This is a genomic window from Flavobacterium sp. 25HG05S-40, assembly GCF_052654735.1.
This window is the reverse complement of record NZ_CP199750.1, coordinates 2,487,961-2,512,683: the sequence shown is the minus strand read 5'-3', so window position 1 is coordinate 2,512,683 and position 24,723 is coordinate 2,487,961. Positions and strand designations below refer to the sequence as shown.

20 protein-coding genes, 1 tRNA gene and 1 pseudogene are annotated in these 24,723 nt (G+C 37.6%); 11 read left to right on the top strand and 11 right to left on the bottom strand.

Features of this window, described 5'->3' with window-relative positions; genetic code table 11:
• Nucleotides 1–9: 9 nt before the first annotated feature.
• Together yajC and ACULEU_RS10860 are read left to right on the top strand one after the other, a co-directional pair.
• The gene (gene yajC, locus ACULEU_RS10865) at nt 10–285 is read left to right on the top strand and encodes a preprotein translocase subunit YajC (protein WP_445452613.1); all 276 of its coding nucleotides are present in this window, start codon (nt 10–12) and stop codon (nt 283–285) included.
• 125 nt (nt 286–410) lie between these two features.
• A complete protein-coding gene (locus ACULEU_RS10860) occupies nt 411–3,998 on the top strand; it encodes a T9SS type A sorting domain-containing protein (RefSeq protein WP_445452612.1) in 3,588 nt (1,195 codons plus the stop codon).
• Nucleotides 3,999–4,101: 103 nt separating this feature from the next.
• Here the strand turns inward: ACULEU_RS10860 and pepT are convergent, their stop codons facing one another.
• From pepT to ACULEU_RS10835, 5 genes are all read right to left on the bottom strand, one after another.
• The gene (gene pepT / locus ACULEU_RS10855; RefSeq protein WP_445452611.1) at nt 4,102–5,376 is read right to left on the bottom strand and encodes a peptidase T; all 1,275 of its coding nucleotides are present in this window, start codon (nt 5,374–5,376) and stop codon (nt 4,102–4,104) included.
• A 100-nt stretch (nt 5,377–5,476) separates the two neighbouring features.
• Complete coding sequence (locus ACULEU_RS10850) at nt 5,477–5,923, bottom strand: hypothetical protein (RefSeq protein ID WP_445452610.1); 447 nt, start codon at nt 5,921–5,923, stop codon at nt 5,477–5,479.
• 125 nt (nt 5,924–6,048) lie between these two features.
• The gene (locus tag ACULEU_RS10845) at nt 6,049–6,825 is read right to left on the bottom strand and encodes a DUF3667 domain-containing protein (RefSeq protein WP_445452609.1); all 777 of its coding nucleotides are present in this window, start codon (nt 6,823–6,825) and stop codon (nt 6,049–6,051) included.
• Between the two features lie 110 nt (nt 6,826–6,935).
• The gene (purL, locus tag ACULEU_RS10840) at nt 6,936–10,586 is read right to left on the bottom strand and encodes a phosphoribosylformylglycinamidine synthase (protein WP_445452608.1); all 3,651 of its coding nucleotides are present in this window, start codon (nt 10,584–10,586) and stop codon (nt 6,936–6,938) included.
• Between the two features lie 98 nt (nt 10,587–10,684).
• Complete coding sequence (locus tag ACULEU_RS10835) at nt 10,685–12,253, bottom strand: hypothetical protein (protein ID WP_445452607.1); 1,569 nt, start codon at nt 12,251–12,253, stop codon at nt 10,685–10,687.
• Between the two features lie 190 nt (nt 12,254–12,443).
• Here ACULEU_RS10835 and ACULEU_RS10830 point away from each other — a divergent pair, with 190 nt between their 5' ends.
• The 4 genes from ACULEU_RS10830 (at nt 12,444) to ACULEU_RS10815 (ending at nt 14,840) form a co-directional block, all read left to right on the top strand.
• The gene (locus tag ACULEU_RS10830) at nt 12,444–12,869 is read left to right on the top strand and encodes a PaaI family thioesterase (RefSeq protein WP_445452606.1); all 426 of its coding nucleotides are present in this window, start codon (nt 12,444–12,446) and stop codon (nt 12,867–12,869) included.
• The gene (locus ACULEU_RS10825; RefSeq protein ID WP_445452605.1) at nt 12,866–13,930 is read left to right on the top strand and encodes a chorismate-binding protein; all 1,065 of its coding nucleotides are present in this window, start codon (nt 12,866–12,868) and stop codon (nt 13,928–13,930) included. Before ACULEU_RS10830 ends, ACULEU_RS10825 begins: the two co-directional genes overlap by 4 nt.
• Nucleotides 13,931–13,988: 58 nt before the next feature.
• Nucleotides 13,989–14,705 (top strand): bacillithiol biosynthesis deacetylase BshB1, encoded by a 717-nt coding sequence (bshB1, locus tag ACULEU_RS10820; RefSeq protein ID WP_445452604.1) that lies wholly within the window; start codon nt 13,989–13,991, stop codon nt 14,703–14,705.
• A 61-nt stretch (nt 14,706–14,766) separates the two neighbouring features.
• Nucleotides 14,767–14,840: transfer RNA gene (locus ACULEU_RS10815), tRNA-His, on the top strand.
• A gap of 41 nt (nt 14,841–14,881) precedes the next feature.
• Here ACULEU_RS10815 and ACULEU_RS10810 read toward each other — a convergent pair.
• Nucleotides 14,882–15,912 (bottom strand): annotated as a pseudogene (locus tag ACULEU_RS10810) (M28 family peptidase).
• Between the two features lie 6 nt (nt 15,913–15,918).
• Nucleotides 15,919–16,986, bottom strand: coding sequence for a DUF3667 domain-containing protein (locus ACULEU_RS10805; protein ID WP_445452603.1), 1,068 nt, complete (start codon nt 16,984–16,986; stop codon nt 15,919–15,921).
• A 78-nt stretch (nt 16,987–17,064) separates the two neighbouring features.
• On the opposite strand from ACULEU_RS10805, the gene ACULEU_RS10800 reads away from it, so the two are divergent.
• The 3 genes from ACULEU_RS10800 to ACULEU_RS10790 are packed head-to-tail and all read left to right on the top strand — an operon-like array spanning nt 17,065 to nt 18,987.
• On the top strand, nt 17,065–17,520 hold the full coding sequence (locus ACULEU_RS10800) for a DUF1801 domain-containing protein (protein ID WP_445452602.1): 456 nt from the start codon (nt 17,065–17,067) through the stop codon (nt 17,518–17,520).
• A gap of 5 nt (nt 17,521–17,525) precedes the next feature.
• On the top strand, nt 17,526–18,023 hold the full coding sequence (locus ACULEU_RS10795; protein WP_445452601.1) for a GNAT family N-acetyltransferase: 498 nt from the start codon (nt 17,526–17,528) through the stop codon (nt 18,021–18,023).
• A gap of 7 nt (nt 18,024–18,030) precedes the next feature.
• Entirely contained in the window at nt 18,031–18,987 is a 957-nt protein-coding gene (locus tag ACULEU_RS10790) for an ion channel (protein WP_445452600.1), read from the top strand.
• Between the two features lie 19 nt (nt 18,988–19,006).
• On the opposite strand, the gene ACULEU_RS10785 is transcribed toward ACULEU_RS10790, so the two are convergent.
• Both ACULEU_RS10785 and ACULEU_RS10780 read right to left on the bottom strand, forming a co-directional pair.
• Nucleotides 19,007–19,546, bottom strand: coding sequence for a YceI family protein (locus ACULEU_RS10785; RefSeq protein ID WP_445452599.1), 540 nt, complete (start codon nt 19,544–19,546; stop codon nt 19,007–19,009).
• Between the two features lie 12 nt (nt 19,547–19,558).
• Nucleotides 19,559–19,924, bottom strand: coding sequence for a hypothetical protein (locus ACULEU_RS10780; RefSeq protein WP_445452598.1), 366 nt, complete (start codon nt 19,922–19,924; stop codon nt 19,559–19,561).
• 95 nt (nt 19,925–20,019) lie between these two features.
• Between ACULEU_RS10780 and ACULEU_RS10775 the strand changes: the two genes are divergently transcribed.
• Nucleotides 20,020–20,409, top strand: coding sequence for an OB-fold protein (locus tag ACULEU_RS10775; protein WP_445452597.1), 390 nt, complete (start codon nt 20,020–20,022; stop codon nt 20,407–20,409).
• A gap of 17 nt (nt 20,410–20,426) precedes the next feature.
• On the top strand, nt 20,427–21,269 hold the full coding sequence (locus ACULEU_RS10770) for a DUF5777 family beta-barrel protein (RefSeq protein ID WP_445452596.1): 843 nt from the start codon (nt 20,427–20,429) through the stop codon (nt 21,267–21,269).
• Between the two features lie 69 nt (nt 21,270–21,338).
• Here the strand turns inward: ACULEU_RS10770 and ACULEU_RS10765 are convergent, their stop codons facing one another.
• Together ACULEU_RS10765 and ACULEU_RS10760 are read right to left on the bottom strand one after the other, a co-directional pair.
• Nucleotides 21,339–23,396, bottom strand: a complete 2,058-nt coding sequence (locus ACULEU_RS10765; RefSeq protein WP_445452595.1) for an FG-GAP-like repeat-containing protein — start codon at nt 23,394–23,396, stop codon at nt 21,339–21,341.
• 38 nt (nt 23,397–23,434) lie between these two features.
• The gene (locus tag ACULEU_RS10760) at nt 23,435–24,562 is read right to left on the bottom strand and encodes a hypothetical protein (protein WP_445452594.1); all 1,128 of its coding nucleotides are present in this window, start codon (nt 24,560–24,562) and stop codon (nt 23,435–23,437) included.
• Nucleotides 24,563–24,723: the final 161 nt, after the last annotated feature.

Here is a 24,723-nt window from a genome sequence, read left to right as displayed (position 1 = left end):
ACAAGTATTATGGAACAATTAACTAGTTTTTTACCGTTTTTATTAATGTTTGTGGTAATCTATTTCTTTATGATTAGACCACAACAAAAGAAAATCAAGCAAGAAAAAGAATTCGAATCAGCATTGAAAGTAGGCGATAAAATCATCACTAAAAGTGGCTTTCACGGAAAAATTGCTGAGTTGTCAGAAACCTCAGTAATTATCGAAACCATGTCTGGAAAGCTAAAAATTGAGCGTTCAGCCATCTCTTTAGAATTGACAGCAGCATTGAATAAAAAGGCATAAGCTTTATTCATAAGCCAAAATAAAAATCCCAAACACCATTTTATTGGAGTTTGGGATTTTTTAAATAAAAGTAAAGATAAATACTTACTTTAGTAATCTTAATGAAAATTTAACTACTCTTTTGTATGAGAAAATTTACTTGGTTGTTACTTATTTTACTCCATCCATCTCTTTCATTTGCCCAATGGACAAACTTGGATACCGGAATTAACGATAATTTAACCGGTGTAGTTTTTTTGGATGAAAACGGTTTGGCTAGCGGTGTTAACGGATTATATTACACTACAACAGGTGGCATGGGAGTTGGAAGTTGGACAAGGTTTGTAATAACAACTAATGCTGCCCATTCAACCATATATGAAAATACAGTGTTTACCCATTGTTATTCTAATAGCAGTAATATTAATAATAACGGATTTGTTTACGCTTGTGGCTATGATGCAGTAGCCAATAAAGGTGTTATTTTTAAAATTTCACTTCCTTCTATGGCTTATGAAATAAAGTATTATGGTTTGCTTAATTCCAAATTAAATAAATTGGGTTATTTGGATTCAATTAGCAGATACGTTGCCGTGGGAGATAATGGATTGTTGCTTACTTTTTCAGATACTGCTTTAACAACAATTGTTACCGGATGGTCGTATGATTTATCGAGTGTAAGCACAATGGGAGGGACTGTCATTTTTGGTACAGATCAAAAAATGATTCGCGCTAGTGTGAATGTTTCCAATATAAGTTCAGTGACAGAAGTGTCAACGCCTAATGTAACCCATAAAGATGTTTCGTTCAGCGGTCTGAACTCTTCTTATTTATACGGATTGGGTGATAATTCGTTTTCCTTTACAGATCTGACTTCAACAACTAATTATGTTACCCGATACAATCAAAATTATTACGGTCCTTTGGATGCCAATGGATTAGAATACTATGGTAATAATTTTTACATTGGTACCGACCACGGAATTTACAAGTGTTATTCTACAACCACCAGTTTTCAAATCATCTCGATAGAGTGGCAACCGAGTTCTTTAAATTATCAAATCAATGATTTTTGGAAGCAGAGCGGAAATACTGATTACTATGCCTTTGGAAATAATGGAGTAATTTTAAAATCAACTAATTTTGGAGGCGCTACAAAACCTTATGTAAGTATCAATACTGATGGTGGTTGTTATCCAGGTTCAATACAATTCAGCGCTATCACAGGAACTGCTACTTCCGGTAGTTGGTATAACAATGGAAATTTGTTTCACACGGGGATAACAACTTTTAATTACAGCTTACCTTCAGCTGGAGCTTATACAATTTCTTTAACGGTTCAAAACAGTTTCGGAGAACAATCTACGGCAACAAGAGTCATTAACCTTGTACCACAGCCTCAAATTGACAAAACCATTACCTTAAGTGATAATATACTTTGTAAGCAGCAAGCCATACAGGTGCAAATTGCAGATAGTGAACCCAATGTGATTTATACACTTAAAATGGAAGGTCAGCCCAATTCTAATTTTGGGCAAAGTCCAATAAGTACAAGTGGTGTTTTGAGTTTTACAACAGGTATGATTGATGTATCTGCCAATTATTACATCTATGCCAAAAACAGTTTGGCCAATTGTGGTGTGAGGTTTACCGGCAATTTCCCTATCACAGTAGAAGAAACAGCAGCCAATTTTCATTCCGGATTAATTAATGCTGAAGTGAATGAATTGGTTAACTTTTATGAAAATACGGTAGATTCCCAAAATTTTGAATGGCAATTTACACCCAATGCGTCGGTTAGTACCTCCGGACTTCCGAATCCACAATTGAGTTTTTCGGCTCCGGGTCAAATTACTACTACACTGCATTCTTGGTCCAACAATGATTGTCATGATACGGTTGTAGAAAACAAACCCTATGTTTTTGAATTACCTTCCGTACAAGATGATTGTTTTATACTGACGAATCATAGTGATGATCCCAGTTGGCCGGGTTATTATAATCCCGATATTTCACAAATGATTCCCACATCGGATGGAATTTTAACTTGTGGAACGTATTGTAATGAGATTTTTGATTCTAATTACGGAACCACTCAAAACATGTCTGGTAAAAGAGGTGGTTATCTTTCAAAGATGGATAGCAATGGGGTTTTAAAATGGACTGTTTACAATGTCAATACAGTTACTATAAATGTCAATGATAATGTTATTTATTCGGTTGCTGAAGATGCCAACGGAGATATATATATTTCAGGTAAAGGCGTCGGAAAATTCTATGATAATAGTGGTCGCGTGACTAATTTATCGGCTACATATGCCACTCCAGCCTATTATATAATTAAATTAAATGCTAAAGGAGAAATAATTTGGTACGTGCAAAACAATATTTTTGGCTTTATTAAAATAGCGGTTGACAGTCAAAAAAATCTTATTGCTCTCTCAGATTTCCGTACAGATTTTACCACTATTCCAATGTATCTTAATGGTGTGGCGGTATCACAAATAGGACAGCAGGTTGTAACACCATTGGCTACAAACAGTATCGTAAAATTCTCTCCACAAGGAAATGTCCTTTGGGACACCAAAGCTTACCTAGATTCGGCCAATAACAGAGATTTGATTGATGTAGGGATTGATGGTTCAGACAACATTTACATCGCTGCCGGATTTGACGGTTATGCCCGCATTTACCAACCTGGAAGTAATACCTTGTCCCAGTTAATCTCAGGTGACGGAAGATACGGTTCCAAAATAGGAATTTTTAAATTGAATTCGTCAGGAGTTGTACAATGGAAACTGAGAAGCCGAACCAGTAATACTGCCAATGACGACGTTGATTCAACAGTGGTTAGCCGAATGATTGTGGAAAATGATGGGACGGTGTATCTTACAGGAAGTAACTCAACAGGAGATAATTGGTATGGGACGTTGAATTATACTCATATTTTTAATAATGCTAACGGTACGTCAACATCTACGAATCAAGGACCTTATTTTGTGGCCAAAGTTAGTGCAAGTGGTATATGTGAGTGGATAAGAGGTTCGGGTCATACCTATTATGGCTATGGTCACAATCTTTTAAAATCGGGAAACGAAATTTTTGTGGTAGGCCAATTTTCAAACAACAATGTGAATTCAGCTTCAGCATATTTTGACAGTACCAATGGCAACGGATACAATTTGACCCTAAACAAGTTTGATTATTTTATTTCGGTTTATGATGAATCGGGCAATCTAAAGCGCCTTTTCTTAAACAATGACGGTACGAATGTGAATAATTTTTTCGGATTTACGGGTTTTTTTAAAGGTGCCGGTAATTATTTTTATATGGCTAAAAATTTAGGGTATAGTAGTTCTTCTCAATTGTATCATGACTTCGGAATGACTACTGATAATTTTAACGGTATTGATGGTACAATTCTTCGATTTACCGAAAGCTGTGGTGTTCCCAGATTTGATGCTACTCTAAGTAACAGCGATTGGACTACTACCGAGTTAGAAAAGCTTACTATTGTTCCAAACCCGACTTCGGGCGAGTTTAGTATTGAGTTGAAGACCAACATGGAAAATGTAGTGTTGGAAATATACGATATAGGAGGCAAAAAATTAGCTCAAAAAGAATTCAACTCTGTAACAAAAGTTACTTCTTTCCTCAACGGACAAAACGGTTTATATTTTATCAGACTTAAAACGGCTGATAATCAAAAATGGTTTAAACTAATCAAGCATTAAGGTTAAAATATAGCAAATAAAAATCCCAAACGCCATTATTGGAGTTTGGGATTTTTATTATCACAAAAGAGCACTTTACTCTAGCACTTCTAGAGTCCAACTATTACTTCTTTTTTTTCTTGCTTTTCTTTTTAGAAAAATCAGTAGTTGCTGTAAGTTCGGCAATTTTTACAATCACATCAATAGCCTTTTGCATACTTTCTACCGGAACGTATTCATATTTTCCATGGAAGTTATGTCCACCGGCAAAAATATTAGGACAAGGTAATCCCATATACGATAAACGGCAACCGTCAGTTCCGCCTCGAATAGGCTTGATCAAAGGCTTAATGTCAAGTGATTTCATAGCTTTTTCGGCCAAATCCACAATAAACATGACCGGTTCTACCTTTTCCTTCATGTTGTAATATTGGTCTTTGATGGTTGTAATGACAATATCTTCACCAAATTGTTTTTTGAATTTCTTATTGATTTTTTTGGTTATGTTATGTACCAATTCTTTGCGCTTTTTGAATTTCTTCATGTCGTGATCGCGAATGATTAAATCCAATTTGGTCTCTTCAATGCTTCCTGAAATACCGGTTACGTGGAAGAATCCCTCGTATCCTTTCGTTTCTTGTGGGGTTTCGCCTTTAGGTAATTCGTTGATGAAATCATTGGCAATGAGCATCGAGTTGATCATTTTCCCTTTAGAATAACCAGGATGCACGCTTTTTCCTTTAAAAGTGATTTTGACTCCTGCAGCATTAAAGTTTTCATATTCTAATTCTCCAATCTGACTTCCGTCCATGGTATACGCCCAATCAGCACCAAATTTAGCCACATCAAATAAATCAGCTCCACGACCAATTTCTTCATCCGGAGTAAATCCAACGCGTATTTTCCCGTGTTTGATTTGCGGATTTTGAACTAAAAATTCCATAGCTGTTACAATCTCCGTAATTCCAGCTTTGTCATCGGCACCAAGAAGGGTTAAGCCATTTGTAGTGATTAGCGTTTGTCCTTTGTATTGCAATAAATCTTTGAAATAATTTGGCGACAATATGATATTTTGTTCCTGATTTAAAACGATATCACCACCATCATAATTAGGGATAATTTGTGGCTTAACATCTTTTCCTGTAAAATCTGGTGTTGTATCAAAGTGAGCAATAAAGCCAATTGTTGGAACTTCATGGTCAACATTAGATGGTAAAGTTGCCATTATATAGCCGTGTTTGTCAATAGTAACTTCTTTTAAACCAATAGATTTAAGTTCTTTTACAAGATTATTGGCTAAATCAAATTGCTTTTTGGTACTCGGTGTAGTGTTTGAATTCGGATCTGATTCGGTATCGATTGTTACATAACTTACAAAGCGGTCGATGATATGTTGCATGGGTGATATTTTTTTTCAAAGATAGTAATTAGCAGTCAAAAATAAACCTGACAATTTTTAGAAAACGGTCAGGTATTAGTGTTTATAAATTAAGGGCTATTTATTCCGTATACTCCTTACTTCGCTCACCCTGAATGAACATCTTTTTAGTATTGAAATGGATGGTTAATTCTACCATTTTCCATGCCATATCTTCTTCGGTATCTTCTGCAGTTTTGGTGGTGTACTGATACCAAAGAAGGTATTTGGTGTTGTCAAATCCTTTTTTATATAATAAGGCACCTCTTTCGTCACATTCGATACCCCAATTTACAGGTCTTTTGAGTTGTTCATGCAATTGATAAAATCCGACACCGTATTTACTCAACTCTACAATAGGTTCTTTTCCCTGAAATAAATAGGTGCCCAGTACAGGAAGGTTGATGTACTCCAAATTATAGGTAATGTAATGAAACCCATCTTTGGCCTCAATTTTATCCCAAATTTGAGCGAATCCGTTCCATGAAAATAATAATAAGGAAACAAGGAGTAATTTTTTTGCCTTCATAAATACAAAGTTTGGTTGAAATAAAAATAAAAACTATTTGATGCAGATGGTCGACTGCCAAAACTACTTATCAACATGTTAAAAGCATAAATGTTCATTAGCCGAAATTCTCAAACCTTACGGTTTTAAAATTTAAATTTCCAATCAGAAAAGTATCCGAACAGTAACAAGAGTAACAACACTAGTTCCATTAATAGCAGTAAGATAAATAGCGATACCCTGAGACTGGCTTCAAATTGGGTATAATCTTCAGAAAATGTTTTATAATAATTTACCGTCAGATACACTAAGATTAGTAGCGGAGCCATAACATTTACAATACCGGTAAAGAAATCTATATACTTTAAATAATAGGTAAAATAAAACAAGGAAGTAATGGTAGTGATAACCATCACCCCTAAAAACATCATTCCGGAAATAATAAAATGTTCACTAAAATTCAACTTCTTTCGCCTAAAAATCAGAAAGCTGTTTGTTGCAAAAAGAGGAATAAAAGACAGAATAATCAATTTTGAATTGTTGCCTAAAAAAGCATCCATCGCGGCACCGGGAGAATTGGCTTTTAATGTGGTAACCGTATTTAAGTAATAATGAGATAATTGATCCTGAAGGTGATTTATAAAAAGATTCAAACCAATAAGCAATAACGTTAGGTAAAAAACATTGTAATACCGAATCCTTTTCCCCGAGAGATATTCCAATGCTGCTTTTCCGGGTCTGACTAAAGCTTGTTTAGAAGTAAACAAAATCCCTCTTTCTAAATGCCATACTCCATGCAGTATGTCATGAAAAATAAAATGCCGAAATGTGATTCGGTGTATATCCGACTTTTGACCACAATTGGAACAGAAATTCCCAGATAAAGGAAACTCACAGTTTAAACATTGGGGGTCATGGCGCATAAAGAAATTGTTTTAACAATACTACAAAATAAAGTGCTCGGTTAAAAGCACTTTTATATTTTAAAGGAAGTTTTTAAAAGAATAAACCTCAATTCTCAAGATCTTAAATCCTACTTCTCTTCCAACCAGAGTTTGGCATTTACAAACGCCTCTAGCCATGGCGAAACTGCATCTTTCTTGTCGTTAGGATAATGAGCCCAATTCCAAGGAAATGTAGAACGTTCAATATGGGGCATCATTACTAAATGACGTCCTGTTTTGTCGCATAACATAGCGGTGTTGTAGTCAGAGCCATTAGGATTTGCTGGATACCCTTCGTAAGCGTATTTTGCAACGATGTTGTATTCAGATGCTGCTTCAGGCAAATGGAACTTTCCTTCGCCATGCGAAACCCAAACTCCAAGAGTAGCACCGGAAAGGGTTTTTAACATCACCGAATGGTTATTCTGAATTGTTACTGAGGTAAAAATACTTTCGTGTTTGTGACTGTCGTTATGCTGCATTTTACCGTGAACCTTATGTTCTGGATGGATTAATTCCAATTCCATAAACAATTGACAACCGTTACAAATTCCAACTGAAAGGGTGTCTTCTCGTTTAAAGAAATTCTTTAAAGCAATATTGGCTTTCTCGTTGTATTTAAAAGCTCCGGCCCAACCTTTAGCAGAACCCAAAACATCTGAATTCGAAAACCCTCCCACAGCACCAATAAACTGAACATCTTCTAGGTTTTCTCGACCCGATATCAAATCGGTCATGTGAATATCTTTTACATCAAAGCCTGCCAAATACAATGCATTGGCCATTTCACGCTCGGAGTTACTTCCTTTTTCCCGAATAATTGCTGCTTTCGGACGTGGTTTTGTGTGGTAGGATTCTGGTTTGTTACCCGTAAAATGTGCTGGGAAACTATAGCGTAACGCTTGGTTTTTATAATTAGCAAAACGCTCTTTCGCTTTTTCGTTTTTACTTTGTTTTTGATCGAGTAGGTAAGAGGTTTCAAACCACTTATCTCTCATTTCTGGAATATCTATTGTAAGAGAAGTACCTATTTTCAAATAATCTGATTCGACAACGGTTCCAATTTTAAAGAACTCTACTCCGTCTAATGCTTTCTCAAAAACAGTATCTTCTTTCGCCTGAAGCACTACACCAATGTTTTCAGCAAAAAGGATTTTTACCAAATCTTTTTCTGCAAAAGCACTGAAGTCGATTTTTGCTCCCAGATGGACATCGGCAAAACACATTTCTAATAAAGTGGAAATCAATCCACCAGAACCAATATCATGTCCCGCAACTATTTGTCGATCTTTGATTAAATCTTGAATAGCATTGAAGGCTTTTTTAAAGAAGGCAGCATCCTTGATGGTGGGAGTTTCATTTCCTACTTTATTCTGAGTCTGTGCAAAAGAACTTCCGCCCAACTTAAATGCATCCTGCGAAAGATTGATATAGTAGATGGAACCTCCCTTTTTCTGTAAAACAGGTTCAATTACCTTTGTAATATTGGAACAATTTCCGGCAGCTGAAATGATAACCGTTCCTGGCGCAATCACCTCGGCGTTAGGATATTTTTGCTTCATCGACAACGAATCTTTTCCTGTGGGAATATTGATGCCCAACTCGATAGCAAAATCAGAACAAGCCTCTACTGCTTCATACAAACGCGCATCTTCGCCTTCATTTTTACATGCCCACATCCAGTTGGCTGATAAGGAAACACTTTTTAGTCCGTCTTTTAAAGGCGCAAACACAATATTCGACAAGGCTTCACCTATAGAATTTCGGGAACCTGCAGCCGGATTGATCAATGCCGAAATAGGAGAGTGCCCAATTGTGGTAGCAATACCTTCTTTTCCGTGATAATCCAATGCCATCACACCTACATTGTTCAAAGGCAGTTGTAACGGACCAACACACTGCTGTTTGGCGACTTTTCCGCCTACGCAACGGTCTACTTTATTGGTTAGCCAATCTTTGCATGCCACAGCTTCGAGTTGTAACACGTGCTCCAAATAGTGCTGTATCTTATCTTGAGTATACTCAATTTCTGTATATTTTACTTCGGAAGTAGTATCAGTCATTATAATTTTTGGAGAACTTCCAAACATATCTTCCAAAGCAAAATCCATGGGTTTTTCACCGGTAGAAGCGCTTTCAAATATAAAACGATGATTATCGGTAACTACTCCCACTTCGTACATTGGTGCTCGTTCACGTTCGGCTACTTTTCGCAACGTTTCGATATGTTCCTTACCAATAACCAATCCCATACGTTCCTGTGATTCGTTACCAATGATTTCTTTGGCAGATAAGGTTGGGTCGCCGACTGGTAATTTATCCAAGTCAATCCAACCGCCAGTTTCTTCAACCAATTCGGATAGGCAGTTCAAATGACCACCAGCACCATGATCGTGAATCGATACAATCGGATTAACATCACTTTCTACAAAGGCTCGGATAGCGTTTGCCGCTCTTTTCTGCATTTCAGGATTGGAACGCTGAATGGCATTCAACTCAATTCCAGAACCAAAAGCGCCGGTATCAGCCGAAGAAACAGCCGCGCCACCCATTCCGATTCTATAATTTTCACCTCCAAGCACGACAATGGCATCGCCTTTTTTAGGTTTATGTTTTTTGGCTTGTTCTTCTTTTCCGTATCCAATGCCACCAGCAAGCATAATCACTTTATCAAAGCCCAGCTTTCGGTTGTTTTCTTCGTGTTCAAAAGTTAGGACCGAACCCGTGATTAAAGGTTGTCCAAATTTATTTCCGAAATCAGAAGCACCATTGGAAGCCTTTATCAAAATATCCATCGGCGTCTGGTACAACCATTTTCGCTCAGTCATGCCGTTTTCCCATGATCGCTGGTCGTTTAATCGGGAGTAGGCTGTCATGTATACAGCAGTTCCTGCTAAAGGCAACGAACCTTGTCCACCAGCCAAACGATCCCGAATTTCGCCGCCAGAACCCGTAGCCGCGCCATTAAAAGGCTCTACAGTGGTTGGGAAATTATGTGTTTCGGCTTTTATAGAAATAACCGAATTGAATTCTTTTTCCTGATAATAATCGGCTTTGTCCCCGGTTTTTGGGGCGAACTGTGTTACTGTCGGGCCTTTGATAAAAGCCACATTGTCTTTGTAAGCAGAAACAATATCATTTGGATTAAGTTCGGATGTTTTGCGAATCATCTTGAATAACGACAGCTCTTTTTCAACACCATCAATGACAAAAGTTCCATTAAAAATCTTGTGACGGCAATGCTCTGAATTGACTTGTGAAAAGCCAAAAACTTCAGAATCGGTCAATTTTCGGTTTAGCTTTACAGAAAGATTTTCTAAATAAGCAACTTCTTCCTCGCTCAGAGACAACCCTTCTTTTTGGTTGTAGGCCCCAATATTTTCAATTTCTAATATTGGTTCCGGTTGGATGTTGATGGTAAAAATATCCTGATCTAACGCGCTGTACTTTTGCGAAAGCATAGGGTCAAAATCGTTGAAGTTGGATGCCACTTTTTGGAATTCTTCTATTCTAACAATACCTTCAATTCCCATGTTTTGGGTAATTTCTACAGCATTGGTACTCCAAGGCGTAATCATGGCGGCACGAGGGCCAATAAAAAAATCCGTCAGGACGGATTTTTCTATTTTATAGGCGTTAGCGAATAACCAGTTTAATTTTGAGATGGTTTCTGCCGAAAGTTCGTTTTGCGTTTGAACGGCAAAAACAGTAGTACTTTCGTTTCCGAAGAAATGAATCATTGTGTAGTTATTTTAGTGTGTGTTGTTGCCTGTCTGCCGACAGGAAGTTTGCTGCAAATTTAGGGTAAATAAATGAATCCGAAAAGCAGCTTTTTAAATTAATCCGGAAAAGTGATATGCTGATACGCTCCTAAATCGATGTTAGGAATAACACGTGGTGTGTTTAAAATATCCACAGGAACACCAACATCATTTCCGAAACCATTCCCTGCAGAAGCCTCTCCAATAAAGAGCTTGTTGTTGAAAATATCTTGGAAATCTACAGTGCCGTTTTTAATAATCTCACTAGTGTCATTAATAAACGCATAATCCGGATTGTTCGTAAACTGATTGTTGGTATTGTTAAATTTGATTTGACATTTACTGAACAATTTGTTGAATTGTTTGCTGGTATCTGTACTTTTATTTACCAATAATTCTACCTGATTCCCGCCAAATATAATACAGTTTTTAAAGTCAGCTTTTACCAAATCAAAGGCTACTTGTTGGTTGGTATCACTGTCTGTATAATAGTTGTCTACCAAAACTGCTACCTGTCTTGAACTCGACCAGTTATTGTTAAACGTACACTGTTTGAATTCGTAGCTTCCGCCCAAAGTACAAGCTAATGTTGCTACTCCGGCCGAATTGATTACCATGTTTTTACCTTCAATTTTAGCCGCTCTGGCCAACAATCCCACATTAGAGCAATCGTAAATTTGCGTGTTTTCGATGGTCATTGTAGTACCAAAATTGTTCTCTACCAGTAAACCTATAACTGCATTTTTAACCGTTAAATTCTTAATGCTGTGATTGACACTTCCTTGTCGGAGATACACTGTGCCCCATTGTCCTGGAACATTGGAAAAGCCCGGCTCTAATCGATCACCTTCAAAAATGACTTCGTTTTCGAGAGCTTCAGTAGCTGAAACATCACCTGTAATTTTGAGACTGCCGCCTTGTTGTACTACCAAACCGGACTCGGAATGAAAGTGCACTCTTGCTCCGCCCGGAATTGTAAGTGTTTCTCCATTAGGGACACTAGCATAGCCGTATACAACGTAGGGTTTATCGGTTTTAAAAACGTATTCATCACCGTTGTCGGGATGTGTATGGCTAAGATTTCGTCCGTTGGTTTCTAAAATGGTTCCGTCTTCGTCAACACCAATCGGAATGCTTTCGGTAATGCCGTTTTCTCTGTTAGGAAAGATAAAATACGCATCCTGAATCAGCGTGACCAATTCTACTGTCTGCAGGTTAGCACCGCTGTCAAACTGAATTTGATCGGTGTATAAAAAATCAGTCGGATTTGCATCGGCAATTCCGGCCGTGGTTTCAATAAAAATATACATACTGTCTTTGGCCAATAATTCTACTTCGCGAAATTCTCTTCCGTCACCTAAACCATTTCCGTCTACATCAATACCGGTCATCCCGTCAACGGTCATTCGGTATTTAGAAGTGGCTTTGCCTAATTTTATCGTGGGTATTTTAATATCCTTACTGCTGCGGTTGTATACTTTTAACGTGTACGTACTAGAACCGATATTGGTAAAAACAGTATCCAAATAAATGGTGTCTTTTGAAAACGTTAAATCTCCGGTACTGGCATTAAATACAAAGTCTTGACGGCATGAACTAAGGGTAATGGCTAAACCAATAAATAAAAGGAAAATAATTTTACGCATCTGCAATAGGAATTTTTACGTTGTACAATTCAGCCAAAAGGCTTCGGGTGGTAAATGTATGTATTTAATTTGAAAATTTGAAAATTTGGAAATGAGTCCAATTGTTTTAGATAACGCAAAAAACACTGCTTTATTATATTGTTAGTGTTTCGCTAATGCCAAATAAGTAGTATTTTTACAAAAAAAAGCTATGTCCTTTAATAAAGAAAAACTACTCCAACTTTGTAACGATTGGTGTAAGAACACATTAATGGAGTCTTTAGAGATAGAATATATTGATGCCGGCGAAGATTTCCTGACCGCTAAAATGCCTGTAAATCCTAGAGTGCATCAACCTATGGGATTGCTCCATGGCGGTGCTTCGGTTGCCCTTGCCGAAAGTGTTGGAAGTGCCGCTTCTTTTTTGTTTATCAATACCGAGAAGCAGGAAGTGCGTGGCATCGAGATTTCGGCGAATCATTTGAAATCGAAACGCGAAGGAACTGTTTTTGCTACGGCAAAGATTATCCACAAAGGTAGAAGCATTCATCTTTGGGAAATCAAAATTACCGATGAAGAAGGAAGATTAATATCGCTTTGCAAGTTGACTAACATGATTTTACCCCGAAGACAATGACCGATTTATTCCTAAAAGTCAAAATTCAACAAGAACAGAACCTACCGTTTGCGGTATACTGCAAACCCGATTCGGATAGGATTGTTGGGGTGTTTCAAAAAAACGACCACCTGTACTTTTTAGACAGTTTCGAAGAAAAAGGCTTTGTTTTTGCGCCGTTTGATGCTGATGAAGTTCCGTTTATTCCTTTGGAATTTGCCGATGTTTATGTGGATACTGTGCACAGCAAAGGTTATTTTATAGAAGACCCTTTCTCCAATGCCAGTAGCTTTATTGGGAAGGATTTCTTTGAAGACTTGGTGGCTGATGCTGTTGCAGCTATAAACGAAAAGAAATTTCAAAAAGTAGTACTCTCCCGCAAGGAAGATGTGGCTATATCACAGTTTGATATTCAGCAAACGATGCGCAAAATGATACATCATTACCCAAATGCCTTTAAATATTGTTTTTCGCATCCCAAAATAGGCACTTGGATAGGTGCCACACCAGAACAATTTTTAAAAACGAATGGCAATGACTTCAAAACGGTGGCTTTGGCTGGTACACAAGTAGCTACTACTGCTGAAAATGTCATCTGGGAAGCAAAAGAAAAAACCGAACAGCAATTGGTAACCGATTTTATTGTTGAAAGTCTGAAAGATTTGGTCAAAGAAGTGACGCTTTCCAGTCCGTATACCGTGATGGCGGGCAATCTGTGGCATATCAAAACCGATATTTCGGCTACATTGAAATCGAGAAAGCTGCTCAAAAAGCTAATCGAATCGTTGCATCCGACTTCTGCAGTATGTGGTTTGCCCAAACAAGAAGCTCTGACTTTTATCCGAGAACGCGAAGGCTATAATCGGGAATATTATTCGGGATATTTAGGCGAATTGAATATCGATTTGGTGACGTTTAAGACGATGCAAACCGATTTATTTGTGAATTTGCGCTGTATGCGAATCTTAAAAGATAAAGCTCGGGTATTTGTAGGCTGCGGCATTACCAAAGACAGTATTCCTGCTGCAGAATACCTCGAAACGGTCAACAAGTCGATGACCATGAAAAGGATTTTGGTGTAGTGATGAAAATAGAATATCGAGCAAAGAGAATAGAACATATAACATAGAAAATAACGATATGAAGTTAGACATATTAGCCTTTGGAGCACATCCTGATGATGTAGAATTGGGTTGCAGTGGTACGATTGCCAAAGAGATTGCTTTGGGCAAGAAAGTCGGGATTATCGATTTGACTCGAGGCGAATTGGGAACCCGTGGTTCTGTGGAAATCAGAAATGCGGAATCGACTAAAGCTTCGGAGATTTTGGGGGTTTCGGTACGAGAAAATCTGGATATGCGCGATGGTTTTTTTGTAAACGATGAAGCCCATCAACTTAAAATCATTCAGATGATTCGCAAATACCAACCCGATATTGTGTTGTGCAATGCGATTCGCGACCGCCATATTGACCACGGTAAAGGCAGTAAATTAGTCTCAGATGCTTGTTTTTTATCCGGTTTGCGAAAAATAGAAACTATGGTGGACGGGAAAAGTCAAGAAGCTTGGCGACCAAAGGTAGTATACCATTACATTCAGTGGGAAAACATCACACCTGATTTTGTGGTAGATATCACCGATTTTGTTGCGCAAAAAACGGCTTCGATATTGGCTTATAGTTCGCAGTTTTATACTGAAGGTTCCAACGAACCAATAACGCCTATTGCTACCAAAAACTTCTTGGAAAGCATCCATTACCGTTCGCAGGATTTAGGGCGTTTGGTAGGCGTGGAGTATGCTGAAGGTTTTACGGCTGAAAGATATTTGGCTGTCAACAGCTTAAGCAATTTAAAATAATTTTTACTTTTTTTCTTGGCATAAGAAAAGATTTTGCATTATATTTGCACCCGTTAAAATGGTGGTTGTAGCTCAGCTGGTTAGAGTATTGGTTTGTGGTGCCGAGGGTCGCCGGTTCGAACCCGGTCAGCCACCCTTAATCAAAAAGTCCTGAATTTTCAGGACTTTTTTTGTTTTTATCTTCCGTCGGTTTTATCTACGACCAATTTGTCTTTTCTGTTGGCGATTTCCCAGGCAATGGCAAAGGCATATTGGGTTCTGAGGGTTAGGGCGTCAAATTCTATTTTATCAATTTCATCTGTGGCTTTGTGGTAGTCCTCGTGAGTTCCGTTGAACAGGAATACCGATGGAATGCCGTTTTTGGCAAAGTTGTAGTGATCCGAGCGGTAGTAAAAGCGGTTCGGGTCTTTTTTATCGTTGTATTTATAGTCCAAGGTTAGCAAGTTGTTTTTTTTTTTACCGCTTCACAGAGGTTGTACAAATCGGTTGATAGGTAATCAGAACCAATCAAATAGATGTACTTGTTGGTTTCCGGATGTAGGTTGTCGCGACGCCCTATCATATCAATGTTAACATTGGCAACGGTATTCGCCAAAGGAAATAAAGGGTTTTCAGAATAAAACCGTGATCCGTGTAAACCGTGTTCTTCGCCCGTCATGTGTATGATCAGGACAGAACGTTTAGGGCCGTGGCCTTCGTTTTTAGCTTTTTGGAAAGCCGCGGCTATTTCCATAATACCTACGGTACCTGAGCCATCGTCATCAGCACCATTATAGACTTGACCGCCTCTTGTTCCGATGTGGTCATAGTGCGCCGAAACAACCACTATTTCTTCGGGTTTTTCGGTACCTTCAATAAAAGCCCAAATGTTTTCGGAATCCTTTAGGTTTTCATTGCGTTTAGCGTTGAGATAGGCCGCTGGAATGGGTTGGTAGTAACTCGTAGCTCCTTTAGGAAAGGCAATACCATTTTTTTGATAAAAATCGACTATAAAGCGACCTGCTTTTTTTTGACCTTCACTTCCGGTGTCACGACCTTCCATTTCGTCCGACGCAATAACTGTGAGATTGGTTCGCAGTCGGTCGGTCGTTATAGCACTAAAATAATCAGAAGCCTCTTGAGTTGAGGAAGTTTTGGTGGTAGTTCCGTTTTTAGAGGAACAGCTTGAAAGCACCATGACGCTTAGTAGAAAGAGCACTTTTTTCATATGTTTTTATTGAATGCTTATGATAGAATACAACATCAATGCCACTGCTACAAAAAGCATGAGAATGAGATTGATGAAAAAGATAGCGATACTTTTGAGTAGCGATATTGCTCTGGATTCGCCATAAAAACGATGGTGCGCCGGAAAGAAGTAATAAAACATCCAAGCGTAACCCCCAAATTTGATCACACCATCAAGAAACGAAATTAGTCCGTTATCCTCAAAGCAGTTCATCAGTTTCCTTACAAAGAACAGTATCAACGTTATTAATAGTAAAAACGAAAAATAGTGTAAGGTAAAAATCCCATGATCAAAATAATACCAACGCTTTTTGCCATGGAACAGCCATAAAATAAAAGCAAACAGCGGCATGTAAATAAATAAGGTTTTCGGGAAGTTCTTTTTGGCCTGTTCAAAAAACTTCTCCATCAATTCTTTTCGGGTGTATTTGGCTTTGATGACTAAGGTTTTTTTAATCATATTGTATTCCCAGTCGGACAGCTTTTCGTCTTTGGGACCATATTTTTGCATCGAATCTAATTGACGGACATTGAGATAGCCCATATTAAAAAAGCCTTCATTTTGCTTTTCATTCGACACTTTTTGGTCTTCCATCTCTTTTTGATACTTGGCGAGTACTTCAGACGCTTTTATCTTTTTTGCCGAAATGACACTATCTCTTACTTTGCCATCTTTACCCACGACTTTAACGGTTTGAGTCTGATTCATATCGACTATATTGTCGATTTCATTTTCGTCATTGGGCCATACGGAGATGACAAAAAACGTAACAAAACTGATGAAGATGTAGAGTCGAACTGGCGCCAAATACGAAAGTCTTTTTCCCGAAAGGTATTCTTTGGTAAGCGCTGCGGGTTTAACTAAGAGGTTTCGAATGGTTTTCCAAAACGAATTTTCATAATGGGTTAGATCTTCAAAGAAGTGTACAAAAAGATGGTGAAAGGTTTTTCGGGTATCCGTATTTTCCTGACCGCAATTCGGACAAAATCTGTTTTCTACTACGTAGCGGCAATTGAGGCAGGTTTTGTCTTTTCGTAATGGACTTCTCGACATAGGAAATGGTTATAAAGATCAAAGTGTAAATCTATTAAATTTATTTCTATTTTTGAGACACTAAAAATAAACTAAAGTATGGCATCAAAAGCAACAACACCAGAACAGTATTTGGCAGAACTACCAGAGGATAGAAAACCTGCGATGCTCAAGCTTACTACTGCCCTCAAGGATAATTTGCCAAACGGTTTTGAAGAAGTAATGAGCTACGGAATGTTAGGCTATGTAGTACCTCATAGTATTTTTCCAGACGGGTATCATTGCAATCCAAAGTTGCCGTTGCCTTTTATCAATCTTGCCTCACAAAAAGGATTTATTGCCTTATATCATATGGGGATTTATGCAAGTCCAACTATATACGATTGGTTTGTGGCTGAGTATCCAAAACATTCCAAATCAAAATTAGATATGGGGAAAAGCTGTATTCGCTTCAAGAAACCAGAGGATATTCCGTTTGAGCTTATCGGGCAATTAGCGGCTAAAATTTCCGTTGAAGATTGGATTTCCATGTATCAGCAAAATTTGAAAAAGTAAGGAGCATGATTTCCATTAAAAAAAACGAAGACACTACTTTTGCTGCAATACGCGCCATTGCCGAAGAAGTGTGGCCTATTGCGTATGGCCCGATTCTGCCTGACGGACAAATTGATTATATGTTGGAAATGATGTATAGTATTCCCGCTATGCAACATCAAGCGCATGAGTTGGGACATCATTTTATAGTGGCTTTAGAAGGTACTATTCCACTGGGATTTGCCTCTTTTGAGTTCCATTATAAGCAAACTGCCAAAACTAAAATCCACAAGCTGTATGTGTTGTCCTCTGCTCAAGGTAAAGGAATTGGGAAACTTTTGGTGGATTATATTAGCCAACAAGCTGTTGGAAATCAGCAGCAAGGATTGATTTTAAATGTCAATAAAAAAAATAAAGCTCAAGATTTTTATACCAATTTGGGCTTTACCATCAGCTATGAAGAAGTGATTGATATTGGTCAGGGCTTTATTATGGATGATTATGTAATGGAAAAACAATTTTAATAAAGAGATGCAGTTTCTGAAGAAAATAAACAGCAAAGCGAAATCGGATACCAATACAGGTTTCGGAACCAATGCCTCTAGTTATGGTGGCCGTTTTTTTACGAAAAGCGGTAATGCCAATGTGAAAACATCGGGCATCGGTTTTTTTGAAAGTATCAGTTGGTATCATACCATGGTGAATATTCCGCGTTGGAAATTCTTGGTCATCATTGTTCTTTTTTATTTTTTGGTCAATCTTGTTTTTGCTAGTATGTATTATGGCATAGGTGTAGAGCATCTGAACGGCGTTACGGCAGAGACGGCTTTGGATAAATTTGGACAAGCGTTTTTCTTCAGTATTCAAACATTCACAACGGTCGGGTATGGGCATGTGAGTCCAAGTGGCTTTGTAACGAGTTTTATAGCAGCAGTTGAAGCGCTATTCGGATTGCTCAGCTTTGCTATTGCTACAGGTTTGTTTTATGGCCGATTTAGTAAACCCAAAGCACACATCAAGTTTTCTGAAAATGCTTTGATTGCACCTTACAAAGACGGAACGGCGTTGATGTTGCGCTTGACTCCATTTAAGAATACCAACCTGACCGATGCTGAAGTGAAAATGACTTTGGGAATGAAATTGGATGAAAAAGGAGGTTTGATCAATAAGTTTTACACGCTCGATTTGGAAATGTCAAGGATAAATGCCCTAAATCTGAGTTGGACTTTGGTGCATCCCATCACAGAGAACAGTCCGCTATACAATCTGACAGAAGAAGATTATGCTACTATTGAAGGCGAGGTGCTTGTTTTTCTGAAAGTATTTGATGATATGTTTAGTACTACAGTAGTGCGCCGCTCTTCGTACGCTTTTAGCGAAATAGTTTTTGGTGCCAAGTTTTTACCGATGTTTTCAAAAAGTCACAATCAAAATAAAACGATACTCCATATCGATAAATTGAATTCCTATGAAAAAATAAGGCTGTAAGTTACTTACAGCCTTATTTTTATTTTAGAGTAGCGTCTAATTTTACGGAGACTTTTTTAGAGACCTTTTTGCTTACGACACTAGGAATGTCAATGCCATAATCATCGGTGTTTACGGTGAAGTTGGAATCGATATCAATACCGTCTCCCGTTTTTTTGATGGCGGCGGTGATCGTAATATCTTTGGTTTTGCCATGCATTTCGAGTTTTCCTTTAATGGTAAAGTTTTGGGCGGTTGCGGTTAATTTTGCTACGTTAAAGTTATCAATCTTACCTTTAAAAGTGGCTTTTGGATAGGAATCACTTTCCATATAATTTTCGTTGAAATGTTCTTCCATCAATGCTACTTTGAAGCGAAATGATTTCACTAAAGCCAAACTAGCAATTTCACCAGTAGCAGGATTGAGTACCACAGTAACCGATTCGTTTTTGGCTTTCACCTCTTCAAAAGCAGGAACCGAAGCTTCAAACGTTAATTTACCGTTTTTGGTAAGCATTTTGGTTTGCGCTATGCTACTTAGACTTGCTAGTAGTAACATACTTAAAAATATATTTTTCATAATAATGGTGTTTTATTCTTGAAACCCGCTTAGGGCCCATTCATTGATTTTGTCAATATTTGCCTGTGGTAGTCTTGTTCCGCCTAATGGCATCATTCCGCCTTCTCCTTGAGCTCTTGAAATTCGATCTAATAAACCTCTATTTAAAACCGCATTCTTAACATCCTCGTATGTAACTAAAGACATAGGAGCTCCGTTAATTGGAGTAGCGGCATGACAAGCGATACAATTGTTGTCGATAATACTTTTAACGGTGTTGGTGTAAGTGATTTCATCGACAATAGTGTCATCGATTAAATCGGATGTGGAATCATTACTGCAACTAATTTGCAAGAATGCTACCGGAATAATAAATAAGCTAAGGAGTACTTTTTTCATAGTGATTTCTTTTTTTATTAAAAATAGATTTTAAAGTTAGTAAAAATTACGAGGTATCAATAAATAATTAAATTTGTAGTTAAAAAAATATAAATATGAGAAAAAAAATAATTGTTGTGTTACTGTTACTTATAGTATTGGCTGTAATTGGCTACAACTATATGTACAAAAGTCATCGTGATATTGCATCAGAATCAGTTTCATATACTACCACTGTAGCTGAGGTTTATAAAGCCTTTCAGGAAAGTGACAGTCTGGCAAATGCAAAATATCTAGATAAAACTATTGCTATATACGGTAAAGTTACTAACATAGATTTTAAGAATAAAATAATTACTATAGAAGATAAGCTGTTGGGCAGGTGTACAAATGGTATACCATCTACTGTAAAACTTCAAAATACGCTAACTTTGAAAGGAAGAGTCGTGGGTTACGACGATTTGTTAGAGGAAATTCAAATGGATCAATGCACTATAAATCAATAAAAACTAAAAAAAGAAACATGAAAAAAAAGCTACTATTACTATTGTTATTACCAACTGCGATTTTCGCACAAGAGGATTTACTTAAAGATGTAGACACAGCCTCATCACAAAAGAGTAAAGTGGAATCGGCATTCAAGGCATTAAAAATCGTCAATATCGAGTCGACCAAGATGGCCTCTAAAGGCGATTTATATTTTATAGTAGCGCACCGATTTGGATCGCTTAAAGATGGTTTTGAAGGCGCTTATGGTTTGGATAATGCGGTTACCCAATTAAAATTTGTATACGGACTAAACGATTGGTTTACGGTGAGTGCAGCTCGAAGCGAGTTGGCTTATGATTTTTCCGGAAAATATTTATTGAAATCACAGGAAACTAATGGTTTTCCGATTGCTGTAGCTGGATTTACTAGTATTGGTTTTAACAACACGCTGAAAGAAAACAGCTATCCGAATATGAAATTTGAGAACCGACTGATTTATGTAGCGCAGCTTTTAGTTTCGCGAAAGTTTAATAATAAATTGTCGTTAGAATTAGCACCAACGTTCTTTCACGAGAATTTTGTGATAGATGACAATCAGGACAATAGCCAATTTGCTTTAGGAATGGGTGGTCGCTATAAGTTTGCGAAGCGTTGGTCTGTGAATGTGGATTATGCAGCGCATTTGAATCGTTCCAGTAGTTCACCTTTTAAAGACCCACTTTCTATTGGTGTTGATTTAGATACCGGAGGTCACGTATTTCAAATGCACTTTAGTAGTTCACAAGGGATGCATGAAGCTGGATTTTTGGGAAATACTACAGGAGACTGGGGCAAAGGAGATATTTTCTTTGGATTTAATTTGTTGCGAGTTTTCTAAAAGAAACTTTTATATACAAAAAAATGCCCCGATTATCGGGGCATTTTTTATTTGTCTAGGTTTAAAAGATTATTCTTTTATGAATTTTTGACCGTAATTTCTATTATCAGAGTCGGTCAATGAAAGAATGTACGTTCCACTAGCTAGTTTTTCAACATTGACAGGTTGATTGAAATCAGTTGTAGTTAATACTACTTTTCCGGTTAGGTCGTATACCGAAGCCGATGTTAAGTTGATGCTTAAATTTTCTTTCAATTGAATGTTTACAACATTTTTAGCAGGGTTTGGATATACCGAGAACACACCGTTATTGAATGAGTTTAGTGCTAGAGTAGAACCTTCAACCACTAAAAGTCTTTGGTTTGGAGATACATTGTTGTACGTGTCTACAACTCCAGAAGGCCACTTGATCACCACTTGGTCAATAGTTGTTGCTTGGCCTATACCGAAATGAGCATTCATAGAGCTCATGAATTCAAATCCTTCACCACTACGGATATCTCTGATTTGTTTGCCCCAAGCGCCATGAATTTCTATACGAGCACCAATTCCGTCGATATTACTTTGGATACCTTGTAAGGCCACTTTTAACCATTTATTTGAGTTGGGAACAGCATAACGAATAGTACCTCCGTTTAAAATATCAAGGAAACCATCATTATTTAAATCACCTATAGCACCAACACCTATTCCAGCATAAGCAACAGGAGCAAAAGTACTGTTATGTTGGTTATACATTATTTTGCCGCCACCACCTAATACATCAAGGAAGCCATCATTGTCAAAGTCATAAGTAACATTGTCGATATTTAGCGAAGGATTGGTATCCCATCCTGAACCTGGAGTTATATTCGTGTATGCTTCTTCAACACTATTGGTGGTATCTAGATTATTTCTGAAATATTTATGAGTACCAGAACTTGCTGTAATGATAATATCCATATCCCCATCATTATCAAAGTCACCAATAGCTGACGACCACGTTTGCGTAGGTACATTGATACCAGCAATATTTGAAATATCGGTATAAATTCCGTTTCCATCGTTTCTATATAATTCACAAGGAGGTCCGGAACATTTCGAGATGAATACATCGGTATCACCATCATTATCAAAATCGGTAAATAAGGTCGAATAGTTTCCGCCTCCATCACCCAAATTCATCGCGCCTGGCGTTACATTGGTCTGATAAAAAGTTAAAGGTTGGTTAGTTCCACCACCATTAAGATAGTAACAGTTTGGGGCAATATCGTGACACGAGAAAACATCTAAGTTTCCGTCGTTATTTAAGTCGGCGAAATTAGTTCTTTGGCAAAAAATGTAGTCACCAGGAGTGATGTTAGTATACCCAGCTGAACCCACAGATTTCCATATCGACAAGCCTTGTCCGCTACCCAATACAACATCAGTTTGACCATCTCTATTATAGTCTCCAGCCGCCATGCTCCATGAAGGCATAAAATGCGTTCCTGAAACAGCATAATCGGTCATTGTAAAGGTACCACCAGCACCTTGATAATGTACTCTCATGTTATTGTTACTGATACCCACGATATCATCATTATGATCACCATTCATATCTACCACACAAATGTTGTAGGCACTGTTAACTGTTGGTATATTTTGAATAGTGTATGTTATTGGCGTCACAGGCGGAACAACAACAGGTACCTCTGTTAATTGAAAACTGAAACCTGTATTATTCGCAGTATCCAACCATTTGTTGTCAAAAGCAATAATATAAGGAGTTCCAGCTATTACATTAAAAGTTGCCACCGACGAAAATTCGGATCCGCCATCATCGTTTCCGTTAAAGCAGGTTAAAGCCCCACAAGTTCCAGTATACACATGGAAGCGAGTATCTTTTCTAGGAGTATTCGCGGAAATATCGGTTGATATTGTCACTGTACGGTTTTGAGTTGGAGTGTAAACATACCATTCGCTACCAGGATTAGGCTGATCGTTTACCCCATTATCAGCACAGATTATTGTTGCAGGAGTTCCGTTAATTACGCCTACGGCATAGGTTCCAGGACCTGAAATTGCTACTGCTTCTGCACAAGTATTTTGTGCTATGGTTAATTGAACCATGAAGAGCAATGTCATCATTAAAGTAATTTTTTTCATTGTTTTTTTGATTTTTATTTGATTGTTTTTGTTTTTTTTCAGGGACAAGTTGATAGTGAATTGATCCACTCCCGCATCATTTCGACGCCTTCTTCATGAATAATGGTTCTACCGTGAAGTGGCATTCGGAAAGATTCTTCCGTTGTATTTAATCTGTAGAACAACATAGACCTGTTGGTGGCGCCTGGTTTAATAATTTTGGTTAATGCCGGAGCAAAGCTAAAATCTTCGGTATCTACGCAGACACCCATATTTGTTCTGCCGTTTGCTCCACCAGTTTCACTAAAAGCGAAACGTACCGGTCTATAATCGCAGTGTCTATCCGGTGCATGGCAATGTGAGCAATTGCTGTCCAGATACGAGCGTACTCTTAATTCCAGTGGCTTAGTGTTATCTTTATAATCGATTGCAGAATTTTCGGCCGTTGGCATGGCAAAATTACCTTCTAAATATCCTTGTTCTTTCCATTTAGAAAGTTGGTTCATAGTACCGTTGTTATACGTGTAACTATAATTTAGATTTTGAGGTTTGATTCCAATGGGTATATACGTATCTACTTGGGTAGAACCTACCATTTCTTTATTTTTATGACAGATGATGCATTGTACTTCGTTTGGGATTCTGTAGTTAGTAGTTTTAATAACTTCGTTTTCATCTTTCCAAGTAATTTCGGTGTTACTACCTGCTAAATCAAAATAGGCTTCTGTTTGTTCTGTATTCCAAACATATTCTGCAAATGTCCAACCCGTAGCTTTTTTAATCATAAGCCTAGTTTCAACTATTCTTGTTGCTCCTACTGGGTTAGTATTTTGAACGTTATCGTAATAAAATGTTTTTATCAGAACGGCTCCTACAGGTAATTCTAAGACTTTTCCATCAGCAGAGTACGTCGCTTTTGTTCCGACGGGCATCCATACAAATCTTTTTTTGTGCGCATAGTCAGAAAATAACGAGGATGCTGGTTCATAAGGCAATACATTCAATGAGGGTATTAAGTTTTTCAATTCACCTTCAAAGAATTTATAGTCAGATAATTTTGGATAGGGAACCTGCGTTAAATCAACTGTAACGGGCGAAATAGGCGTGTAGTCTTCCTTATCTGAGCAAGAAATAAAAATAAAAAGCGAAATAAATACAGCAAGTAAGCTACAGTAATTTTTTTTCATATCAATTTAAAAATGCAGACCAAATATAGTAATTATTTCTATAATTTATTAAATGTTAGCTGATTATCTAGTCTTTAAATTAGCTTTTAGTGAATTTTATAAAATAAATCTGTATTCTTTGCTAATGCCGTAATTTCTGCAGTCAATTGGTAAAAAAAAGC

Excerpts from the sequence above, each read along its gene's own strand:
- yajC (WP_445452613.1), top strand. The coding sequence starts at position 10 with ATGGAACAATTAACTAGTTTTTTACCGTTTTTATTAATGTTTGTGGTA.
- ACULEU_RS10860 (WP_445452612.1), top strand. The coding sequence starts at position 411 with ATGAGAAAATTTACTTGGTTGTTACTTATTTTACTCCATCCATCTCTT.
- pepT (WP_445452611.1), bottom strand. The coding sequence starts at position 5,376 with ATGCAACATATCATCGACCGCTTTGTAAGTTATGTAACAATCGATACC.
- ACULEU_RS10850 (WP_445452610.1), bottom strand. The coding sequence starts at position 5,923 with ATGAAGGCAAAAAAATTACTCCTTGTTTCCTTATTATTATTTTCATGG.
- ACULEU_RS10845 (WP_445452609.1), bottom strand. The coding sequence starts at position 6,825 with ATGCGCCATGACCCCCAATGTTTAAACTGTGAGTTTCCTTTATCTGGG.
- purL (WP_445452608.1), bottom strand. The coding sequence starts at position 10,586 with ATGATTCATTTCTTCGGAAACGAAAGTACTACTGTTTTTGCCGTTCAA.
- ACULEU_RS10835 (WP_445452607.1), bottom strand. The coding sequence starts at position 12,253 with ATGCGTAAAATTATTTTCCTTTTATTTATTGGTTTAGCCATTACCCTT.
- ACULEU_RS10830 (WP_445452606.1), top strand. The coding sequence starts at position 12,444 with ATGTCCTTTAATAAAGAAAAACTACTCCAACTTTGTAACGATTGGTGT.
- ACULEU_RS10825 (WP_445452605.1), top strand. The coding sequence starts at position 12,866 with ATGACCGATTTATTCCTAAAAGTCAAAATTCAACAAGAACAGAACCTA.
- bshB1 (WP_445452604.1), top strand. The coding sequence starts at position 13,989 with ATGAAGTTAGACATATTAGCCTTTGGAGCACATCCTGATGATGTAGAA.
- ACULEU_RS10805 (WP_445452603.1), bottom strand. The coding sequence starts at position 16,986 with ATGTCGAGAAGTCCATTACGAAAAGACAAAACCTGCCTCAATTGCCGC.
- ACULEU_RS10800 (WP_445452602.1), top strand. The coding sequence starts at position 17,065 with ATGGCATCAAAAGCAACAACACCAGAACAGTATTTGGCAGAACTACCA.
- ACULEU_RS10795 (WP_445452601.1), top strand. The coding sequence starts at position 17,526 with ATGATTTCCATTAAAAAAAACGAAGACACTACTTTTGCTGCAATACGC.
- ACULEU_RS10790 (WP_445452600.1), top strand. The coding sequence starts at position 18,031 with ATGCAGTTTCTGAAGAAAATAAACAGCAAAGCGAAATCGGATACCAAT.
- ACULEU_RS10785 (WP_445452599.1), bottom strand. The coding sequence starts at position 19,546 with ATGAAAAATATATTTTTAAGTATGTTACTACTAGCAAGTCTAAGTAGC.
- ACULEU_RS10780 (WP_445452598.1), bottom strand. The coding sequence starts at position 19,924 with ATGAAAAAAGTACTCCTTAGCTTATTTATTATTCCGGTAGCATTCTTG.
- ACULEU_RS10775 (WP_445452597.1), top strand. The coding sequence starts at position 20,020 with ATGAGAAAAAAAATAATTGTTGTGTTACTGTTACTTATAGTATTGGCT.
- ACULEU_RS10770 (WP_445452596.1), top strand. The coding sequence starts at position 20,427 with ATGAAAAAAAAGCTACTATTACTATTGTTATTACCAACTGCGATTTTC.
- ACULEU_RS10765 (WP_445452595.1), bottom strand. The coding sequence starts at position 23,396 with ATGAAAAAAATTACTTTAATGATGACATTGCTCTTCATGGTTCAATTA.
- ACULEU_RS10760 (WP_445452594.1), bottom strand. The coding sequence starts at position 24,562 with ATGAAAAAAAATTACTGTAGCTTACTTGCTGTATTTATTTCGCTTTTT.